The sequence below is a fragment of the Paraburkholderia adhaesiva genome (assembly GCF_021390575.1).
Taxonomy (GTDB): Bacteria; Pseudomonadota; Gammaproteobacteria; order Burkholderiales; family Burkholderiaceae; genus Paraburkholderia; species Paraburkholderia adhaesiva.
Window position 1 is genome coordinate 1,917,930 of record NZ_JAJEJQ010000001.1, and the last position, 19,285, is coordinate 1,937,214.

Genomic DNA, 19,285 nt, shown 5'->3' on the forward strand with positions numbered 1-19,285 from the left:
CGTCTCCTCAGGTTCGCTGGAACATTTTCAACATGCGCTGGGTCACGAGAAATCCGCCCGCGATGTTGATCGTTGCCACTACGAGCGCAATGCCCGAGAGCACGCTCACGATCGTGCCGGTGCCACCTGGATGCAGCAGCGCACCGATCACGATGATTCCGCTGATTGCGTTCGTCACGCTCATGAGCGGCGTATGCAATGCAGGCGTCACGTTCCAGACCACCTGATAGCCGACGAAAACCGCCAGCACGAACACCGTGAAGTGCGCGACGAACGCCCCCGGCGCGACAGCGCCGAGCGCAAGCAGCAGCAACGCGGCGACCATCAACGCGACAAGCGACCAGACGCCATGCCGGCGTGCGGCAGAGGCATCGGCTGCATCCGGCGTCGCGCTCGCCACGCCTTTCGCTATCGGCGACGCGGGTGCCGGCGCGGGTGAAGGCGCCACGACAGGCGACGGCCAACACACAGTGCCGCGCTGCATGACTGTCGTACCGCGCTGCACGACGTCGTCCATGTCGAGTTGCAGTTCGCCGGTCTTCCCGGGCGTGATGTCGGTGAGCAGATGGCGCACATTGGTCGCGTAAAGCTGGCTCGACTGGTTTGCCATGCGGCTCGGAAGATCCGTATAGCCGATCACCGTCACTCCGTTCACGCTCACCACTTCGCCCGGTTGCGTCAGCTCGCAGTTACCGCCCTGCTCCGCCGCCATGTCGACGATCACGCTTCCCGCCCGCATACACGCCACGGTCTGCGCATTGATGAGCAGCGGCGCGGTCTTGCCCGGAATGAGCGCGGTCGTGATGATGATGTCGACCTCGCGAGCCTGCGCTTCGAAGAGCGCCATTTCCGCTTCGATAAACTTCGCGCTCATCTGCTTCGCGTAACCGCCCGTGCCCCCGCCTTCCTCGTCGATGTCGATGCCGAGGAACTCCGCGCCCATGCTCTCGACTTGCTGCGCCACTTCGGGCCGCGTATCGAACGCACGCACGATCGCGCCAAGGCCGCGCGCGGCGCCAATCGCCGCCAGTCCGGCGACACCAGCACCGATTACCAGTACTTTTGCAGGCGGCATCTTTCCCGCCGCCGTAATCTGTCCGGTGAAGACACGCCCGAAATGCTGCGCCGCCTCGATCACGGCGCGATAACCGGCCATGTTCGCCATCGAGCTCAATGCGTCGAGCTTCTGCGCGCGAGAGATGCGCGGCACGCAGTCCATCGCGAGCACGTTCGCACTGCGCGTGGCGAGTACGTCGAGCAACGCGGCGTTTTGCGCGGGCCAGACGAAACTAATGAGGGTCGCGCCGGGCTTGAGCTGGCCCGCTTCGTCAACCGATGGCGGTCGCACCTTGGTCACGACGTCGGCGCTCGCCCAGAGCGTGGCCGCATCGGCGACGATCTGCGCGCCCGCGTGCGTGTACGCCTCGTCGCTAAACGATGCCAGCGCTCCCGCGCCAGCCTCGACGTTGACGGCATAGCCGAGTTTGATTAGCTCTGCGATGCTTTGAGGCGTCGCGGCGACGCGACGCTCACCCGGATGTGTTTCGCGCGGAACTGCAATGGTCATCACCATGGCGCACCTGTCCACGGTTCAATTGCGATGACGAGGGCACGACAGATCGGCGGCGCGCCGAGGTCCCTGGCGCACCGAATGCGTTGCCATGACTTCATGAAACGTCTCCTGCTCGATGTTGGAATTCTGTGTGTGCCGCGGGTTGTCGACGCGTGTCGCGTCGTTCCCCGGTCCGGCTCAAGGCTGCGGGTTCCCCGATCTGAGGAATTCAAGCGCCGCCTCGCGTGCGCCCGCAATGGCGGCCGCTTCGCTCGCGAATACGGTCCCGTCGATCATCCAGTGCATGGGGAATGCGGCTTGTGGTTCTTCCCGTGGCTCGTCGCCGCCTGCATGAATGGCAGCGAAGGCAGCCCAGCCGCCGTTATGAATTAGCTGGCGCGCCGAGAGTTCGACCACGTAGTGACCGAGTCTTTCGGTCTGCATCGAAGGCTCCTTTGCGCGTTCAAACTTGTTGTGCCTGCGCTTCCAGTTCGGCAATGCGCTTTTTCAAAGCGCGCTCTTCCTGGAAACGCGCCGTCTCGTCGCGGATCACAGCGACGATCCCCGTCAATTCGCCCTGTGGCGAGCGCAGGAGCGCGACGGTGAATGCGATCGAGAGTGCGCGGCCTTCCTTGTCGACGGCCGGTACGCGCAGCACGTCATTGCCGTAGCGCGTCTGCGCAGTCATCATCGTTTTCTGATAGCCGTCCCAGTGACGGCCACGCAGACGCTCCGGGATGATGAGATCGAGCGTCTTGCCCATTGCTTCGGATTCCGTATAGCCAAACATGCGGGTCGCCGCAGGATTCCAGCACGTGATATCGCCGGCGGCGTCCGAGATGATGACAGCGTCGCCGATGGCGTTGACGAGTTGCGCGTAGTCGATGGCGGATTGCATGGCGATAGGTTGACGGATTGGCGGCGAAGCACCGTGAATATGCAGGTGCGCTGCTCGCATCGAGCTTGCAGCACACCATCGTCTCTGCCTGATTACTGTGTACGCGCACCGGCACAGCGCGAGCCGTGCCGGCTGACGACATTAAACCGCGCGCCCTTCGTGCAGCGCCGCGATCTGCTGCGGCGTGTAGCCAAGACCAGCGAGCACTTCGTCGGTGTGCTCGCCAAGCAGCGGCGAAGCAGTCACTTCCGGCTTCAGGTCCGAGAACTTGATCGGGCTGCCGATCGTGAAGTAGCTGCCGCGCACCTTGTGCGGAACTTCGACGATCGAACCGCTCTTGCGCAACGATTCGTCGTGCAGCAGTTCCTTCATCGACAGCACCGGCGCGCACGGGATGTCGTACTTACGGAAGACGTTGACCGCTTCAAACTTGGTCTTGTCCTTGATGAAGTCCTCAATCGTGGCGAAGATCTCGTCGATGTGCGGCTGGCGCGCGCGCGGCGTGGTGTAATTCGGATCGGTCTTCCACTCCGGCTTTCCGAGCGCGTCGCAGATCGGTTCCCACGCATGGCCCTGGACCGTGAAGTAAATGTACGCATTCGGGTCGGTCTCCCAGCCCTTGCACTTCAGGATCCAGCCCGGCTGGCCGCCGCCACCGGCGTTGCCACCGCGAGGCACCGCACCGTCCTTGAAATAATCCATCTGGTGCGGGTACTGCGGATACTCTTCGAGGTAACCGACGCGATCGAGGCGCTGCTGGTCACGCATCTTGACGCGGCACAGGTTGAGCACGGCGTCCTGCATCGACACGGCAACCTTCTGCCCCTTGCCGGTCTTGAGGCGGCCGAGATAGGCCGTCAGGATACCGATCGCGAGGTGCATGCCGGTATTGGTGTCGCCAAGCGCCGCGGCCGAGATCGTCGGCGGAGAATTTTCGCCTTGCCACCAGCCGGTGGTCGAAGCGGCGCCGCCGGCACACTGCGCGACGTTTTCGTAGACCTTGAGGTCTTCGTAGTGGTGGCCTTCGGAGAAGCCCTTGACCGAGGCGAGGATCATGCCCGGGTTGAGTTCCTGGATGCGCTCCCACGTGAAGCCCATGCGGTCGAGCGCGCCCGGGCCGAAGTTTTCCACCATCACGTCCGATTCGCGAATCAGCTTTTCAAGCACTTCCTTGCCTTCGGGCTTCTTCGTGTCGAGCGTGAGCGACCGCTTGTTGCTGTTGAGCATCGTGAAGTACAGCGCATCGGCGTCGGGCATGTCGCGCAACTGGCTGCGCGTGACATCGCCCGCACCCGGACGCTCCACCTTGATCACGTCTGCGCCGAACCATGCGAGCATCTGCGTGCATGCAGGACCTGCCTGCACGTGCGTGAAGTCGATGATCTTGATGCCCTCGAGGGGTTTGTTCATTGCCTATCTCCTGTTTCCTGATCGGTTGGATTTATTTCTTCATTGCCGCGCTTTGCGGATTCAGATTCGTGAGACGGCCACTCTCCGTGCCAGCCGATTCGTCGATAACAGCGTTGATCACCGTGGGCTTGCCCGATGCGATCGCTTCAAGCAGCGCAGCCGTGAGTTCCTCGGGGGTGGTTGCGTTGCGGCCGACGCCGCCAAACGCCTCCATCATCTTGTCGTAGCGCGCGTTCTTGACGAACACGGTGGGCGCCACGTCAGTGCCGCCGCCCTGGTTGACGTCGGTGCCGCGATAAACGCCGTTGTTGTTGAACACGATCGTGCAAACGGGCAGGTTGTAACGGCAGATGGTTTCGAGTTCCATGCCGCTGAATCCGAACGCGCTATCGCCTTCGATAGCGACGACCTGGGTCCCGCTCGTCACTGCAGCACCAACCGCGAAGCCCATGCCGATGCCCATGATTCCCCACGTACCCGAATCGAAGCGCTTGCGCGGCTGGTACATGTCGATGATGCTGCGGGCGTAGTCCAGCGTATTCGCGCCTTCGTTCACGACATTGATATCCGGGCGCGTTTTCAGGACATCGCGAATCGCGCGCAAGGCGCTGTGGAAGTTCATCGGCGACGGATTCTTCTCCAGCGTCGCCGCCATCTTCGCGAGGTTCTTGTTCTTGCGATCAGCGATGGCGTCGATCCACTCGGCGGCAGGCTGCGGGAAGTTGTCGCCGACGCCTTCGAGCAGCGCCTCGACACACGAGCCGATATCGCCGATCACCGGTGCTTCGATTGCAACGTTGCTGTCGATCTCGGTCGGCGCGATGTCGATCTGGACGAACTGCTTCGGTCCGCGTTCCGCGCCCCACGTCTTGCCTTTGCCGTGCGAGAGCAGCCAGTTCAACCGCGCGCCGACCAGCATGACGACGTCCGCCTCGGCGAGCACGAACGAACGCGCAGCCGACGCCGACTGCTCATGCGTGTCGGGCAACAGGCCCTTGGCCATGGACATCGGCAGATAGGGAATGCCGGTCTTCTCGACGAGTGCGCGGATCTGCGCGTCGGCCTGCGCATAGGCTGCACCCTTGCCGAGCAGGATCAGCGGACGTTTCGCGCCCTTGAGCACGTCGAGCGCGCGCTTGACCGAATCGGGCGCCGGGATCTGGCGCGGCGCCGCGTCGACCACCTTGATGAGCGACTGCTTGGCCTTCACGGCGTCGATCGTCTGCGCGAGCAGCTTTGCCGGCAGATCCAGATAGACGCCGCCAGGACGGCCGGACACGGCAGCGCGAATGGCGCGCGCCACGCCGACGCCGATGTCCTCGGCGTGCAGCACGCGATACGCGGCCTTCGCATAGGGCTTCGCCGCGTTGAGCTGATCCATCTCTTCGTAATCGCCCTGCTGCAGGTCGACGATCTCACGCTCGCTCGACCCGCTGATGAGGATCATCGGGAAGCAATTCGTCGTGGCGTTCGCGAGCGCGGTGAGGCCGTTCAGGAATCCGGGCGCCGAAACCGTGAGACAGACGCCGGGCTTCTTCGTCATGTAGCCCGCGACGGCTGCCGCGTTACCCGCGTTCTGCTCATGGCGGAAGCCGATGAAGCGCATGCCTTCGGCTTGCGCGAGCCGGGCGAGGTCGGTAATGGGAATGCCGACCAGTCCGAAAATCGTGTCGATATCGTTCAGTTTCAGCGCGTCGATGACGAGATGAAAGCCGTCGGTCGTTTGCTGTGCTTCCGGCGCAGGGCTGTTCTGCGCTTCGTTGATGCCTGCTTCTGCCATGACGTCTCCTCTTTGGCGGGGCGTTGTGCTGCTCGTGATATACAATATTCCACACACAATATTAGTCAAGACGTTTTTTCCCCGATCCTGCATGTGCGGCACCGCAACAAAGATCGCGACTCCGATGCGGCGGCACACGGGTACGTCCCGGCTGATTCCAGCTTCACCAACTCATTACGCAGTCCGAATCGATATGCGGCCTGCTCCGCTCCGCGATTCAGACAAAAGACTTATGGATGGACGCGTCTAGTCGAGAAAATCACAATTCGCCTCGACGAACAGGGCGAGGTCAATCGAGTGCTGCCGCACCAATTGCTCGACGCGCTCGGTGTCGCGTTGCTCTAGCGCCTCGATGATCCGCATGTGATCCACGATCGAACGCGACGCGCGATCGCTCTGCGCGATCGTCATGCGCCGGATTGCGCGAACGTGCATGAATATGTTCTTGATGGTGTCGACAATAATCGGCGACTTCGACAGTTCCACCAGTGACTGATGGAACATGATGTTCGCCTCCGAGTATTCCTCTATATGGTCGGAAGGCGTCGTATCGTTGAAGTCGGAGAACATGTGCCGCAGGCGCGCAATGTCGTCGTTGGACGCGCGCTGCGTTGCGAGCCTCGCGGCCATACTTTCGAGCGCCGCCCACATATAGATCATCTCGACGACTTCCTGACGCGTCTTGCGCAGGATATAGACGCCACGCCGCGGCACCGTGCGCAGAAAGCCTTCCTGCTCGAGCAGCGTCATGGCTTCACGCACGGGGGTGCGACTTACGCCGAGTTTTTCCGTCAACTCTTTTTCATCGAGACGGATTTCGTCACGCGAACGGTAGATATCGGTCTCGGCGATAGCCTGCTTCAGCCTCGCATAAGCCTGATCGCGCAGCGACGCCGCAGCGTTGATCGGTTCGAGCGTCAAGGTAAGCGGGGCGGCCCCGGTAACCACTTGCTTATCGGCGGACATCGGTCGTTTGTCTCCAACGTTCTGATTTGCCGGCTCTACTGGGTAAATTTCATATTTCCAATACAATATATCAGACACAAAGATGCAGCTACGCGGGGTTTACGCGCATCTCACCAGAGACGCTAGCTGCCTTTCCGCATCAATAAGTCATGATTTATACAAATCACAAAAAACTTTAACTATCGTTTATCTATCGGCGGCCCTACGCTTCGTTCACGTCATTCGACATTGAGGAGACTGCCATGAGCCAGGCACACGCCACCGATCGAGACCCGCACCTTCACGCGCATCTCAGCGCGTTCAACTCGGCCTTCGCGGAATTGGGCCTGCGGTTTCGCTGGGACGCACAGACGCTCTACTCGCTCGCGTCGATTGACGGTGAGCGCGCTCGCATCGCTGCCTATATTGAGGCGCATCATCCGCACCTGCTGAACGCCTACAGCATCGACTTCCTGTCCGAAGCGATTCTTGCGCTCAAGAACGCGCAGGTGCCCGGAGAATGGTTCGGGGGGCACGTCGTGCAACAGGAACAGCCGAAGGAGCGCTCCTCCCTGCCCTCCGGCTGGGCACCGGACTGGCGCGATCCGGGTCTCGGGCTGCCGGCACTGGCCGGCGCCTGATGCGTAGGCGGGCTCCGAAGCGAAGCCTGCCGATACTGCATCCGACTACCTGGTATCTCGCCGCGGCCGCAGCGTAACCGCGGCTTCGGTCGGCAATTCATCGCGCACCAGCTGCGGTGAACCACCTGATCGTGAGCGCTCGCCGCGAATCAGGCGCGTGCGAGCGCCTCGTCTTCCTGCAGCTTGCGCCACAGGATCTTGCCGCTACCCGCCTTTGGAAGCGCATCGACAAACTGCACGATGCGCGGCACCTTATAAGCTGCCATGTGGTCGTGCGCCCACGCGATGATGTCGTCCTCTTTCACGCTGCCAAGCTGCATCGGATCGAGCACGACATAAGCCTTCACGGTCTCGCCGCGCCGTTCGTCCTTCGTGCCGATGACGCACACTTCCTTGATCGCCGGATGGCGATACATCAGCGCTTCGACTTCCGCCGGCCACACCTTGTAGCCCGATGCGTTGATCATGCGCTTGAGGCGGTCTGTCATGAAGTAGTAGCCTTCCTCGTCGCGTCGAACGAGGTCGCCCGTGCGGAGGAAACGCTTTCCGTCGCGTTCGATGAACGCCTCGCGCGTCGCCTCCGGATTGCGCCAGTAGCCCTGCATCACCTGCGGTCCGTGCATGATCAGTTCGCCCGGTTCGCCTTCCGGCACTTCTTCGAGGGTATCGGGATCGATCACGCGCGCGTCCACATCGAACACCGGAATGCCAAGGCACTGCGGCTTCGCGCGCTGCGCCGGATTGATGTGTGTGGCCGCCATCGTCTCGGACATGCCGTACCCCTCGACATATTCGAGCCCCGTGAGATCGCGCAGTTTCTTCACGACGGCGTCGGGCATCATCGCACCGCCGCCGCGCATCCACGCGAGACTCGACAGATCGTATTCGCCGATGCGCGGATTCGAAATGAAATCGACCACCATCGTCGCGATCGCCTGCCAGCCGGTGATGCGGTAGTGTTCGATTGCGCGTGCCGCGGCGTCACGATCCCAGCGCGGCAGAATGACGATGCTCGAACCGGCGTAGAGCGGACTGTTCATGCCGCCCTGCATGCCGGTGACATGAAAAAACGGCAACGCGGAAAGCAGTACGGCATCCTGATTAGTGCCGAACCAGTTGCAGCCGCCCACCGCCGTGGTCATTACGCTGCGGTGCGTATGCATGCATCCCTTGGGCTTGCCCGTCGTGCCCGACGTATAGGGCATCACGCACAGGTCGTCCGCGCCAGCGGTCAGCGGACCAGGCGCGCAGCGGGCGTCCAGCATGTCGGCCCAGTGAATGACGCCCGGACCGGCGACCTCGCGCGGCGCCGTCACGAACTGAGGCGGTGGCGACGACGGCTCGCACTTGAGGTAATCGCCATAAGTGGCGACCAGCAGATGACGCAGCCCAGCCCCAGCACCCTCGCTAACTAGCGGCGCAATGCGCGAATACAGATCCTGAGCAACAAACGCAGTTGTTGCGCCGCTGTCTTCGACGTAATGCGACAGTTCGTCGGAAAGGTTCATCGGATTCACGGGCACGACCACGGCATTCGCGCGCAGGATGCCGTAATACGCGATCACCCATTGCGGGCTGTTCTGCATGTAGAGCAGCACGCGATCGCCAGCCTTCACCCCGCAGTGCAGTTGCAGATAGCCCGCGACGCGTTCGGCCTCGTCCTTGAACTGCGCGAACGTGACGGGCGTGTCGTAGAAATAGATAAAGGGCTTGTCGGGAAAGCGGGCCGCGGAAACTTCGACGTTGTAGAACAGATTCGTGGCCGGAATCGTGAGATGTGGCGAGAGATGCCGAGGCCAGTGCGGCGACGGCAGCCGCGCCCGGGTTTGTGTCTTAGCCTGCGAAGCGGATTGTGCTGACGTGGACATGGAGTGTTCCGTCCCGGTGAACGCGCGCCGCAGCCGCGGCGCGCCAGTCGTGCAATCAGTGCATGCGTCATGATCGACGCAACGCACCCTGGCCGCGATGTTACGTCAAACGATGCTCGCCCCGCCATCGACGGCCAGCCGCAGCCCAAGGCCGCGCGAGCCACCCGTGACGAGCGTCACCTGATCGTCCAATTCGAACATGTCCCTGACTTGCATGCGTTGTTCTCCCTGACCTTCTCGCCCGCGCGCGGCGCGGATGTGGTTCGATAGATTTCTCGCGATGGCGTCCGATTCTAGCGACGCCCTCCCATGACGTAAACAAAAATAAGCACGATCGTTCGCCAACCACGGCCGGTACTGCCGATCACTAGCGATCATGGTTTGCCGGTCCTTGCAAAGTTGCGATCACAGCTCCCATACCTCCAGGAAACGCGATGCGGTCGCATGAAGCGGCAAGGTTCAGTTTGCGAACATGCTGACCCAGCGCGCGTTAATTTATGCCTTCTTTTAAATTACATATCAATTGCTCTCAAAACCTTATTCCTTTCATAAGGAAAGAAATCGCTTAGGGATTAGCCCGAGGTTCCCCCCAACAATCATGCAAATGTTTAATCCCGGGCGTACACTCGGCGCAGCCCCGTAGCGCGGGACAAACGGGGTGTACGCGATAAGGCCGCAAAAGACGGCGTTGTATTGGAATATCAGGAGAACAACATATGAGCTGGACGCGGGAACAGAAAAACGTAACGATCGCTGCCTATCTGGGCTGGACGCTTGATGCGTTCGATTTCTTTCTAACGGTTTTCGTTCTGAAAGATATTGCCGCCGAATTCGGCACGAAGATTCCGCAAGTTGCATTCGCGATTACGCTCACGCTGGCCATGCGCCCGCTCGGCGCATTGATCTTCGGCCGCCTCGCCGACAAGTACGGCCGCCGCCCCACGCTGATGGTCAACATCGCGTGTTACTCGGTGCTCGAAGCACTGACTGGCTTTTCGCCGAACCTCATGACCTTCCTCGTCCTGCGTGCGCTCTTCGGCATCGCGATGGGCGGCGAATGGGGCGTAGGCTCCGCGCTCACGATGGAAACCATCCCGCCGAAGTCGCGGGGCGCGGTTTCGGGCCTCCTGCAGGCCGGCTATCCGAGCGGCTTTCTGCTCGCCTCGATCGTGTTCGGCCAGCTGTTCGAGCACGTAGGCTGGCGCGGCATGTTCTTCATCGGCGTGGCGCCTGCGCTGCTCGTCCTCTATATCCGCTCCAGCGTGCCGGAATCGCCCGCATGGAAGGAGATGGAAAAGCGCCCACGTCCGAGTCTGCTCACGACGCTCAAGCACAATCTCGGGCTTTCGATCTACGCGATCGTGCTGATGACCTGCTTCAACTTCTTCTCGCACGGCACGCAGGATCTGTATCCGACGTTCCTGCGCGAGCAGCACCACTTCGATCCGCATACGGTCCAGTGGATCACCATCGTGCTGAATCTCGGCGCGATCGTGGGTGGTCTCTTCTTCGGTTCGTTGTCCGAGCGGATCGGCCGCCGCAAGGCAATCACGATCGCCGCGCTCATCGCGCTGCCGGTGCTGCCGCTGTGGGCCTTCTCGACTGGTCCGGTTCTGCTCGCGGCCGGCGCGTTCCTCATGCAGATTTCCGTGCAGGGCGCCTGGGGCGTGATCCCGGTGCACCTGAACGAGATCTCGCCCGATGAAGTTCGCGCAACGTTCCCGGGCCTCGTCTACCAGCTCGGCAACCTGTTCGCGGCAATCAACGCGACGATGCAGGCATCGTTCGCCGCTTCGCACGACGACAACTACGGCCTCGCGATGGCCGTCGTGGCCGGTACCGTGGCAGTCATCATCGCGGTGATGATCCAGTTCAGCCGCGAGCGCCGCGGCGTCGACATGACGCAGTCGGCCAAGGAAGTGTCGAGCGTCGCCTGACCGCCCCCGCATAGAGCGGCGCCGCGCCGCTCTATGGCGACACGAGGCCGCGCCGGACTTAGGTCCGCGCGGCCTTTGCTTTTGAGCGCGACGTACGCAAGGCTTTCGCGCCTCGCCGCGGCATGGCACGATTCGGACTGACGATTGGCAATTCGTCGGGGGAAAACCCGCTGCCCTTCACGCGATACTCCGTGCATGATGAGCGCGCCTCATACTCAAAATAATCCGCCAGGGAGAGACCTGATGACCGACACGCCCCGCCCCCCCTCGACTGTCTATGCCACCGTGCCCGCGGCGCCAGACACCGATGGTGTCTGGTACGCGTCGTACCCCGCGCATGTTCCCCGCGAAGTCGACGTGCATCAATACGCCTCGCTCGCACAGTTTTTCGACGACTGCACTGCGCGCTTTGGCGAGCGTGTCGCTTACGTGAGCGCCGGCTCGCCGATGACCTACGCCGCGCTCGCGCGAAAAGCGACCGCGTTCGCATCGTGGCTGCAGGGTGCGGGCGTGAAGCCGGGCGATCGCGTCGCGATCATGCTGCCCAACACGCTCCAGTATCCCATCGTGCTGTTCGGTGCCCTCAAGGCGGGCGCCATCGTGGTCAACGTGAATCCGCTCTACACCGCGCGCGAACTCGCCCATCAGTTGAAGGACAGCGGCGCGCAAACGATCGTCGTGTTCGAAAACTTTGCGAAGACGGTACAAACCGCACTGCCCGGCACGCAAGTGAAGAACATCGTCGTCACGGCGCTCGGCGATCTGCTCGGCGAAGGCCTGAATCTCAAGGGCCACTTCATCAATTTCATGGTGCGGCGCGTTGCGAAGCTCGTGCCGGCGTATAGCCTGCCGAACGCATTGAAGCTCGTCGACGTGCTCGCGCAAGGCGCGCGTCGGCCCGTCGCGCCCGTCAACGTCAAAGCCAACGATCTCGCGTTCCTGCAGTACACGGGCGGCACGACGGGCGTCGCGAAGGGTGCGATGCTCACGCACGGCAATCTCGTTGCCAATCTGCTGCAGGCGAAGGCGTGGACCGCGGGCCAGCTCGGCGCCGACCAGGAAACCGTCCTCACGCCGTTGCCGCTCTATCACATCTATTCGCTGACCGTGAACGCGATGATCTTCATGGCACTCGGCGGCCGCAACATCCTGATCGCGAATCCGCGTGACATCAAACGCGTGATGAAGACGATCCGCCACGAGAAGTTCAGCTGCATGTCGGCCGTGAACACGCTCTACAACGCGCTGCTCGATAACGAAGAGTTCCGCCAGCGCGACTTCTCCGGCCTCAAGCTCGCGATGGCGGGCGGCATGGCCACGCAACGCGCCGTCGCCGAGCGCTTCAAGGCCGTGACCGGCCAGCCGATCGTCGAGGGCTACGGCCTGACCGAATGCTCACCGATCGTGACAATGAATCCTGTCGATGTCGGTCAGCAGCACGATTTCGACGGGACGATCGGCCTGCCCGCGCCCTCGACGCTGGTGCGCTTTCGCAAGGACGACGGCACGTGGGCGAACATCGGCGAGACCGGCGAACTCTGCGTGAAAGGTCCGCAGGTCATGCAGGGCTACTGGAACCGCCCCGACGAAACCGCCAAGGTCCTCGACGCCGACGGCTGGCTCGCAACCGGCGACATCGGCGTGATGGACGCGCAAGGCTATGTGCGGCTCATCGACCGCAAGAAGGATATGATCCTCGTGTCGGGCTTCAACGTGTATCCGAATGAGATCGAGGACGTCATTGCCACGCATCCGGGCGTGAGTGAAGTGGCAGCAATCGGCGTGCCCGATCCGGTGCAGGGCGAGCGCATCAAAGTCTTCGTCGTGCGCCGCGACCCGACGCTCACCGAGGACGCGCTCATCCACTACTGCCGCGAGCAGCTCACGGGCTACAAGGTGCCGCGTCTCGTCGAGTTCCGCGATGCGCTGCCGCAATCGAACATCGGCAAGATCCTGCGCCGCGAGTTGCGCAACGAAGAAATCGGGAAGAAAACGCCGGCCTGAAACGTTCATACCGTGTTGATGCCGGGCTGAAGTAATGCAGGTGCCGCTTTGCGGCACCTGCCGGCAAGGACTGATGAATTCGTGGAGCGTGCGCCGATGAGGTTCCGCACAACGCCACCAGCCTGTCTCCTGACCCTCTGCGCCGCGCTCGCCCTGGTTTGCGCAAGCGCGCAGTCACTCCCTGCGGCGGACGCCGACGACGCGCCCAACACAGCGCAAGCCGACGAATCCACTGCGGACGTCGCACACCTGCCGCTCGACGAGCAGGTTCGCTGGCTTCAGCGCACCGCGCAGAACGGTGCACTTGCGAAGCTCGACGACGCGCAGCTCGTCACCCTCTTCTCGTCGCTCGATCCGCGTACGTTGCCGCGCTACGTCGCGGCGGGCCCTCACGGCTTCCCGTCGTGCGAATTCGTGATGCTGCGCCGCGAGCGCATCCACGGTCGCTGGCCAGCCGACCCCGATCACATGCTCGTGCGGATCGCACACGATCCGCTGCGCATCTACGCAAAATGGCTGCCCGACGGCGCCCACGCGGGCCAGGAGGTGCTCTACGACGCCACGCGACGCGGTGACGAGATGTACGGCCATCCCGGCGGGATTTTCCGCATGGTGTCGATGTGGGCGCGACTCGATGGATCATTCGCGCATGCGCAGTCGCGCCATCGGCTGACCGACCTCGGCACCGAATATATCGCGCACCGATTTGTCGACGAAAACATGCGCCTCGAAGAAGCCGGGCTCGTGCGGCCAGCGCAGATCGACGTGAAAACGGTGGATGGCGTGCGCGTCGTCGCGTTCACCTGGGAGGCGCCGCGCGGCGTGAACGGGTTCTACGCGAGCAAGGAAACGCTCGGGCTCGACCTGCGCCATCCGTGGTTCCGCACGGCGCAGTCGTACGACAGCGAAGGCCGGCTCTTCGAAGAAGTCGTGTTCGAGCAGATGGAGCCGAAGTCCTTCGACGCCCTCACGTTCGACTCGAAGAACCCGGACTACCGCTTCTAGCTTGCGCGTCGAGCGCGAGCACGACGGCACCGCGTGACGCCGCAAAACGCGTCAGCACGAATTGATCGGAGGGCCGCAGCGCGGCGATCATCGGCGTGCGCGGCCCGGCGCGCCGTGCGAGCGTGGCGTGCCAGAGCGTACCGATGTCGTCGGTGGCAGGCCACGCTGCGATGCCAGCGCGTGCCGCGTAGCCCGCGAGCGCCCGGCCAGATGGCAGCGCCGGATCGAAAACCGCGACGTGCGCGCTCGCATGAATCGCAACCGCTCGCGCAAACGAAACGTTACACGCTGCGCCGAGCAGCGTGCCTCCGGTCTCGCACAGGAATGTCCGCCGATCCATCGCGTCCTCCCGCTCAGGTGTAGCCGCGCTCGTGCCGCCACGCCGCCGGCCACACGCCCTGCTTGCCCGGCGACAGCACGCCCTGGGGATCGAGTGCGTCCTTGAGCGTCTCTGCGAGACGCAGCAATGCGCCATCGTTGAAGCTGTATTGTGCTGCCGCGAAGTCCATGTAAAGCAGATGCGACCGGTAAACGCCATAACCCGCCGCACGCGCGTCGCTCATCAGTGCGCGCAGCAAGTCGCCCGCGCGCTCAGCGTCCTCGCGTCTTTCGCGTGCAAAGATCACCGCGAAAATATGATGAAGATACCGGCCCGCCGCCGTGAAACCGCCGTAATAATCGAAGCCATATTCGGCCGCGCGCGTCTTCACGAGCATGTACTGGCGCATGGCGTCGCGGCCATCGGCGGGACACAGCGGCGAAAAGTCGACATGTGCGCCCGGACCGCCAAGCCAGTCGAGCATGCGAAAGGCGCTCATCGTGGGGATGCCCGCCAGATTGCGGTCGGCACCGCCTTGGGGTTCGTCGTCTGGCTTGTCGCTCGTGAAATAGCGCGTGGTCGTGACGCGCGCACCCGGCACCGCCGCGAACGCGCGCTCGAGCACGCGCCGCTGGGCGTCGATCACTTCCGGCGCGCCGTAGAGCCCGAAGTGCAGATTCCAGCGTCCGATCCCGAGATCGCGCTGCATCGCCGACACGACATGCTCGGGCATCGGCCCTGCGCCGTCGAACCAGCGCGTACGAGGCGCGATGCTGGCCGCGCGCCGGATCGCGCCTTCGATCGCCGCATGATTGCGGATCGTGCCGTCCAGCTGCAGCGCGCGCAGCGTATCGACGAGCGCGGCTAGATCGGCTTCGTTCGGCACCTGCACCTCGCCGAGCAGATACGCCTGCGGCGCGGGCATCAACCAGACGCCCATTTTCGTGACGACGCCGTAGTTCGACTGCGTGAAGAGCGCGTCAAAAGCGGGACCGTAGCCGGGCCGGTACAGCTGCCATGCCGTGCCGGTATCGATCGCACCCATGCCGGTGCGCACGAGGTCACCGTTCGCGAGCACGATCTCCATGCCGCATTGCGTCGAAGCATGATCACCGTAAGGTGTGGTGCCGAAACCGCGTTCGAGCGTATTGCCGATCACGCTGCCCCATCCGGCCGCGGGCGGATCGACCCACAGCCGGTATCCGCCATCGCGCAGATGCGCGTACAGGTCGAAGTAGCTGACGCCCGGTTCGACGAGCGCGTAAGCGAGCCGGTCGTCGACGTCGAGAATCCGGTTCATTCGCTGAAGGTCCAGCACGACCGATCCCGACAGACGCGGCGCGGCGCCGCCGTAAGCGAAGTTGCGCCCCGTCGAGACCGTCCAGAGCGGCACGCGCATCTCGTTCGCGACGCGCAAGATCGCGCGGATTTCGTCGACGTTCGCTGGCAGCAGCGCGGCAGACGGCGCGAACGCGCGCGGATTGGCCGCCGGCATAAACGGATCGAGATACAGTTCGAGCCCCGCGCCGCCGCGACACACATTGGGCGCGCCGACGATCGCTTCGAACGCCGCCAGCGCGCGCTCGAAGTGCGACTCGCTCATGCCCGGCGGCAAAACGCGCGCGGCATCGCCCATCGTGCCACCCGTCACCATTGCGACGGCTTGCCGCCCAGCGCGCCGCAGACTTCGTATGCGATGTCGCGCAAGTGGCCCTCTGTGGGCGGGCCGGATAGCGCATAGCCCATGCGGTCGGTGGTCCAGTAGAACGTGCGGCGATTGCCGTCGCTCAGGAGATGCACCCTGGTGGTGTCCTTGCCCGACGAGCCGACGTACAGCGTCAGACGCTCGCCCCCGTCGTTCTCGTACATGAACTGCGCTGCGGGCCCCGAGGCCCCTGGCAGCAGCCGTCCTCCGACGAGCGAATATCCGTATTCCTGCAGCGACGGAACCGAAAGTGGCTTGCCAAGCCGCTTCGACAACCACGCGACGAGATGCGCCTCATCGGCCGCACCCACTTCGACCGGATGGCGCTGCTCCGGTGTGTAGACCGCGTAGGCGACGTCCGCGCGGCGTGCGAAGGTGTCGGGCTCGCCGGCCGCAAACACGCTGCCTGCACCCGAGTCACCCGAACCGCCGCGCGGCACAAACGTGGCCGCCGCGAGCGCGACGCCAGCGCCCGCCACACACCACGCGGCCGCCATGCCGAAGCGCAACCACCACGGATCGCGACGCCGGAGCACGAGATACGGCGATGGCGCCGGGTCCTCGCCGCTCGCACGGCAGAGCGCCTGCAACGCCGACTTCTGCGCGCTATACGCGAAAACACGGTTTGCGGCGAGAGGATCGCTCGCGAGCCTTGCGTGCATCACGGTTTCGTCAGCGGGCGGCAGCTCGCCGTCCATGAACGCCGAAAGCGTGACGAGATCGGCGTCAGTCAGGTCGGCAGGCGGCACGCCGCCTGCGCCGTCAGCCGCCGCGTGCCCGGCACGATCGCGATTCTTTTCGATATCGTCGTGATTCATCGCGTTGTCCCCACCACCCTCAGCGATGCGGTACGCCGTCCAGGATCCTGGCCGAGCAGCACCCGCAGATGTTCGCGCGCACGAGAAAGGCGCGACATCACAGTGCCGGACGGCACACCCAGCACCGCCGACGCTTCTTGATAACTCAGTTCCTCGACGCACACGAGCAGCAACACCTCGCGCTGTGCGGCGGGAAGCAGGTAAAGGGCGCGCTGCAGATCGCGCAACTCCAGTCCGTCGACCTCACCGCGCGGCGCCTCGAGTGTGCGCCACGGCGCGCTTTCGTCGTCGACCGTGATCTCACGACGCCCGCGCAACTGGTCGATGTAAAGGTGGCGCAGGATCGTCAACAACCACGCGCGCAGATTGCTGTCGGGCCGAAACGAATTCCAGCGCGACAGCGCGCGTTCCGCGGCGTCCTGTACGAGGTCGTCGGCCCAGGCGGCGTCGCCGGTCAGCGAGCGCGCGTAGCGCCGCAGTGGCGCGAGCTGCGCCACGACTTGCGCTTCGAACTCCCGCGTCGGAGGGCGGAACACGCCGTCCGCCCGTCAGTAACCGCCACCACCCGAGCTGCCGCCCGAACCACCGGCCGACGAACTGCTGCCCGAATTCATGTCACCGCACGCGGCCACTCCCGTCAGGGAGACAGCAGCCAGAGCCAACAACACCAGAAATTTGCGAACCAACTTCATCGTCACCTCCTGTGCAGGATGAGGATGCGCCCCGCCGAGTTGCCACGAATGCCTTGCAACGCGCGCGCCCATGCGTTGCAAGTGCCGACAACGGTATAAACGTGTCGAGGGGGTTTGTTATTCCCGGTGTGCGTGGCGTTCTTGCTCTCATGTACATCATGCGGTTTCGCGTATCAGCGGTGCGATCGGGTCCATAGCGCGTGTGCGGCGGCGCACGGAAAGAATGGGGTACGACCATCGAGAATTGCATGTGCCCCAAGATGAAGGCTGTGCGCCGGAAACGCACCCGAATCGGTCGAGCACAAGCCGCCGCTTTGCACTACGCTGTTAGGGCATGTGCCGCGAATGCGGCGTACTGACACAGATTAAGCGTGGTAGCCCGTACTTCCGGACGCCTGAGACGCCGGACGCACGAGGCGAACCAACTCGGTATAGTGCAGCGATGGCCAATATGCAGACACGCGCGTCTCGCCGACACAGGGTAGAATCCCTCGCGAGCAAACGTTTCCAACTGAATGCGGCATCGAGCCGCCAGGTCTAATTTCGTCCATGCCTTCCGCAGAATCACATCCGCAAAACGACTTCATGAATGCCGCGCGCAAGGAACGCAAGCGCGTGGAAATCTATCTGGTCAACGGTATCCGCCTGACCGGATGCATTGAGTCGTTCGATCAGTACCTCGTGATGCTGCGCACGCCTGTCGGCCTGCAAGGTATCTACAAGCGTGCTATCTCCACGATCCAGCTCGACACCGGCACGCGGCCGGGTCCGCGGCCGGCACGTCCGGCGCACGCTGGCGAGCACACGACCCGCGGGGCCCATGGGATCCACGGCGGTCACGGACCGCGCGAGTCCCGCGAGCCGAGAGAACCGCGAGAACCGAGAGAGCCGCGTGAATCGTGGCCCGCGCCCGCGCAGCCGAGCGATCGTCCCTCGTCGCAGGATGGCCCGGTGGTCGTCACGCGCCGCCGCCGGCTCTACGGCGCCGTCAATAACGGTGGCAATAACGGCAGCGACGGTTCCGGCAACACCTGAGCAGTTCCCGCACTGCCCGCGCGCTTGTGCTGCGCCCGGTAACACGTTCACGACCAGGACGCGGCGACGTCATGCGCGCCGCGCTGGCCCGAGTGCGCACAGTTGCCTCACACGGTTCCTCTTTCCAGATGGAACCGTGGCGTCGCTGCAGCCCGCAGTCAGCCAGTGCTCACGTTTGCCCGTTGCGATATGCTGGGATACATGTTCCCCGCAACGGAGTACATCATGAGCGCGTCGAAAACTCCCCCCACGCATCGGCCCGTTGACCCGCTCGACGAGGCGCTCGAGGAAACCTTCCCCGCCAGCGATCCAATCGCGGTCGATCCCCCGCCTCAAAAGCGCGCGCAGGCCGCCCACGGAAAGAGAAAAGGACGGGAAGCTGGTCATCACAGCGGCAAGCATTGAGCCATAAACGCTTCGCCGCTGCCCTGGAGCCGGGTGGGTTCGGCGGCATGGCCTGACGACCTGCTCCTGAAACGTGCGCTCACGACTGGTTTGCTGTTCGCAACGGTGACGTGGGAAACCTGGCACGACAAAGCACGGTTCACACACGGCGGCCAGGTGTGCGCAGCGGTGCGATGAACGAAACGGCGACAAATGATGGAAAGCGCCGGGACGTGGCGGCACGTACCCCTGAAGCAGGGGAAAAGGGACAGCCCCGCCAAGGGCTGCGGTT

General features: G+C 63.5%; 18 protein-coding genes. 6 read left to right on the forward strand and 12 right to left on the reverse strand.

The genetic code is table 11. The features are described from left to right. Positions 1 to 7: 7 nt before the first annotated feature. From L0U80_RS08725 to L0U80_RS08750, 6 genes are all read right to left on the reverse strand, one after another. Positions 8 to 1,573: a Re/Si-specific NAD(P)(+) transhydrogenase subunit alpha gene (locus L0U80_RS08725; protein ID WP_233863548.1), complete on the reverse strand. Its 1,566-nt coding sequence runs from the start codon at positions 1,571 to 1,573 to the stop codon at positions 8 to 10. Between the two features lie 177 nt (positions 1,574 to 1,750). Beyond that, the gene (locus tag L0U80_RS08730) at positions 1,751 to 1,996 is read right to left on the reverse strand and encodes a hypothetical protein (protein WP_233863549.1); all 246 of its coding nucleotides are present in this window, start codon (positions 1,994 to 1,996) and stop codon (positions 1,751 to 1,753) included. A gap of 19 nt (positions 1,997 to 2,015) precedes the next feature. Continuing rightward, positions 2,016 to 2,450, reverse strand: coding sequence for a PAS domain-containing protein (locus L0U80_RS08735; RefSeq protein WP_233863550.1), 435 nt, complete (start codon positions 2,448 to 2,450; stop codon positions 2,016 to 2,018). A 141-nt stretch (positions 2,451 to 2,591) separates the two neighbouring features. After that, a complete protein-coding gene (gene frc / locus L0U80_RS08740) occupies positions 2,592 to 3,860 on the reverse strand; it encodes a formyl-CoA transferase (RefSeq protein WP_233863551.1) in 1,269 nt (422 codons plus the stop codon). Positions 3,861 to 3,891: 31 nt separating this feature from the next. Next, a complete protein-coding gene (gene oxc / locus L0U80_RS08745) occupies positions 3,892 to 5,640 on the reverse strand; it encodes an oxalyl-CoA decarboxylase (protein WP_233863552.1) in 1,749 nt (582 codons plus the stop codon). Between the two features lie 246 nt (positions 5,641 to 5,886). Further along, positions 5,887 to 6,606, reverse strand: a complete 720-nt coding sequence (locus L0U80_RS08750) for a GntR family transcriptional regulator (RefSeq protein ID WP_233863553.1) — start codon at positions 6,604 to 6,606, stop codon at positions 5,887 to 5,889. Between the two features lie 242 nt (positions 6,607 to 6,848). Here L0U80_RS08750 and L0U80_RS08755 point away from each other — a divergent pair, with 242 nt between their 5' ends. After that, on the forward strand, positions 6,849 to 7,226 hold the full coding sequence (locus tag L0U80_RS08755; RefSeq protein ID WP_233863554.1) for an HAD family hydrolase: 378 nt from the start codon (positions 6,849 to 6,851) through the stop codon (positions 7,224 to 7,226). A gap of 149 nt (positions 7,227 to 7,375) precedes the next feature. Here the strand turns inward: L0U80_RS08755 and L0U80_RS08760 are convergent, their stop codons facing one another. Next, on the reverse strand, positions 7,376 to 9,094 hold the full coding sequence (locus tag L0U80_RS08760) for a long-chain fatty acid--CoA ligase (RefSeq protein ID WP_233863555.1): 1,719 nt from the start codon (positions 9,092 to 9,094) through the stop codon (positions 7,376 to 7,378). 716 nt (positions 9,095 to 9,810) lie between these two features. On the opposite strand from L0U80_RS08760, the gene L0U80_RS08765 reads away from it, so the two are divergent. From L0U80_RS08765 to L0U80_RS08775, 3 genes are all read left to right on the forward strand, one after another. Next, positions 9,811 to 11,031, forward strand: a complete 1,221-nt coding sequence (locus L0U80_RS08765; protein WP_233863556.1) for an MFS transporter — start codon at positions 9,811 to 9,813, stop codon at positions 11,029 to 11,031. A gap of 243 nt (positions 11,032 to 11,274) precedes the next feature. Further along, complete coding sequence (locus L0U80_RS08770; protein ID WP_233863557.1) at positions 11,275 to 13,035, forward strand: AMP-binding protein; 1,761 nt, start codon at positions 11,275 to 11,277, stop codon at positions 13,033 to 13,035. A 96-nt stretch (positions 13,036 to 13,131) separates the two neighbouring features. After that, on the forward strand, positions 13,132 to 14,040 hold the full coding sequence (locus tag L0U80_RS08775; protein WP_233863558.1) for a DUF1571 domain-containing protein: 909 nt from the start codon (positions 13,132 to 13,134) through the stop codon (positions 14,038 to 14,040). Here the strand turns inward: L0U80_RS08775 and L0U80_RS08780 are convergent. From L0U80_RS08780 to L0U80_RS08800, 5 genes are read right to left on the reverse strand one after another with little or no spacing between them, the layout of a single operon-like run. Next, positions 14,003 to 14,380 (reverse strand): hypothetical protein, encoded by a 378-nt coding sequence (locus tag L0U80_RS08780; RefSeq protein WP_233863559.1) that lies wholly within the window; start codon positions 14,378 to 14,380, stop codon positions 14,003 to 14,005. The genes L0U80_RS08775 and L0U80_RS08780 overlap by 38 nt on opposite strands. Positions 14,381 to 14,393: 13 nt before the next feature. Further along, positions 14,394 to 16,013: an FAD-binding oxidoreductase gene (locus tag L0U80_RS08785; RefSeq protein WP_233863560.1), complete on the reverse strand. Its 1,620-nt coding sequence runs from the start codon at positions 16,011 to 16,013 to the stop codon at positions 14,394 to 14,396. Then, positions 16,007 to 16,882 (reverse strand): anti-sigma factor family protein, encoded by an 876-nt coding sequence (locus tag L0U80_RS08790; RefSeq protein ID WP_233863561.1) that lies wholly within the window; start codon positions 16,880 to 16,882, stop codon positions 16,007 to 16,009. The genes L0U80_RS08785 and L0U80_RS08790 overlap by 7 nt, the downstream gene beginning before the upstream one ends. Next, entirely contained in the window at positions 16,879 to 17,379 is a 501-nt protein-coding gene (locus L0U80_RS08795) for a sigma-70 family RNA polymerase sigma factor (RefSeq protein WP_373322127.1), read from the reverse strand. The genes L0U80_RS08790 and L0U80_RS08795 overlap by 4 nt, the downstream gene beginning before the upstream one ends. A 51-nt stretch (positions 17,380 to 17,430) precedes the next feature. Beyond that, on the reverse strand, positions 17,431 to 17,574 hold the full coding sequence (locus tag L0U80_RS08800; RefSeq protein ID WP_233863563.1) for a hypothetical protein: 144 nt from the start codon (positions 17,572 to 17,574) through the stop codon (positions 17,431 to 17,433). Positions 17,575 to 18,123: 549 nt separating this feature from the next. Between L0U80_RS08800 and hfq the strand changes: the two genes are divergently transcribed. Both hfq and L0U80_RS08810 read left to right on the forward strand, forming a co-directional pair. Continuing rightward, positions 18,124 to 18,609: an RNA chaperone Hfq gene (hfq, locus tag L0U80_RS08805; protein WP_233863564.1), complete on the forward strand. Its 486-nt coding sequence runs from the start codon at positions 18,124 to 18,126 to the stop codon at positions 18,607 to 18,609. A gap of 225 nt (positions 18,610 to 18,834) precedes the next feature. After that, positions 18,835 to 19,014, forward strand: coding sequence for a hypothetical protein (locus tag L0U80_RS08810; protein ID WP_233863565.1), 180 nt, complete (start codon positions 18,835 to 18,837; stop codon positions 19,012 to 19,014). The last annotated feature ends 271 nt before the right edge of the window (positions 19,015 to 19,285 follow it).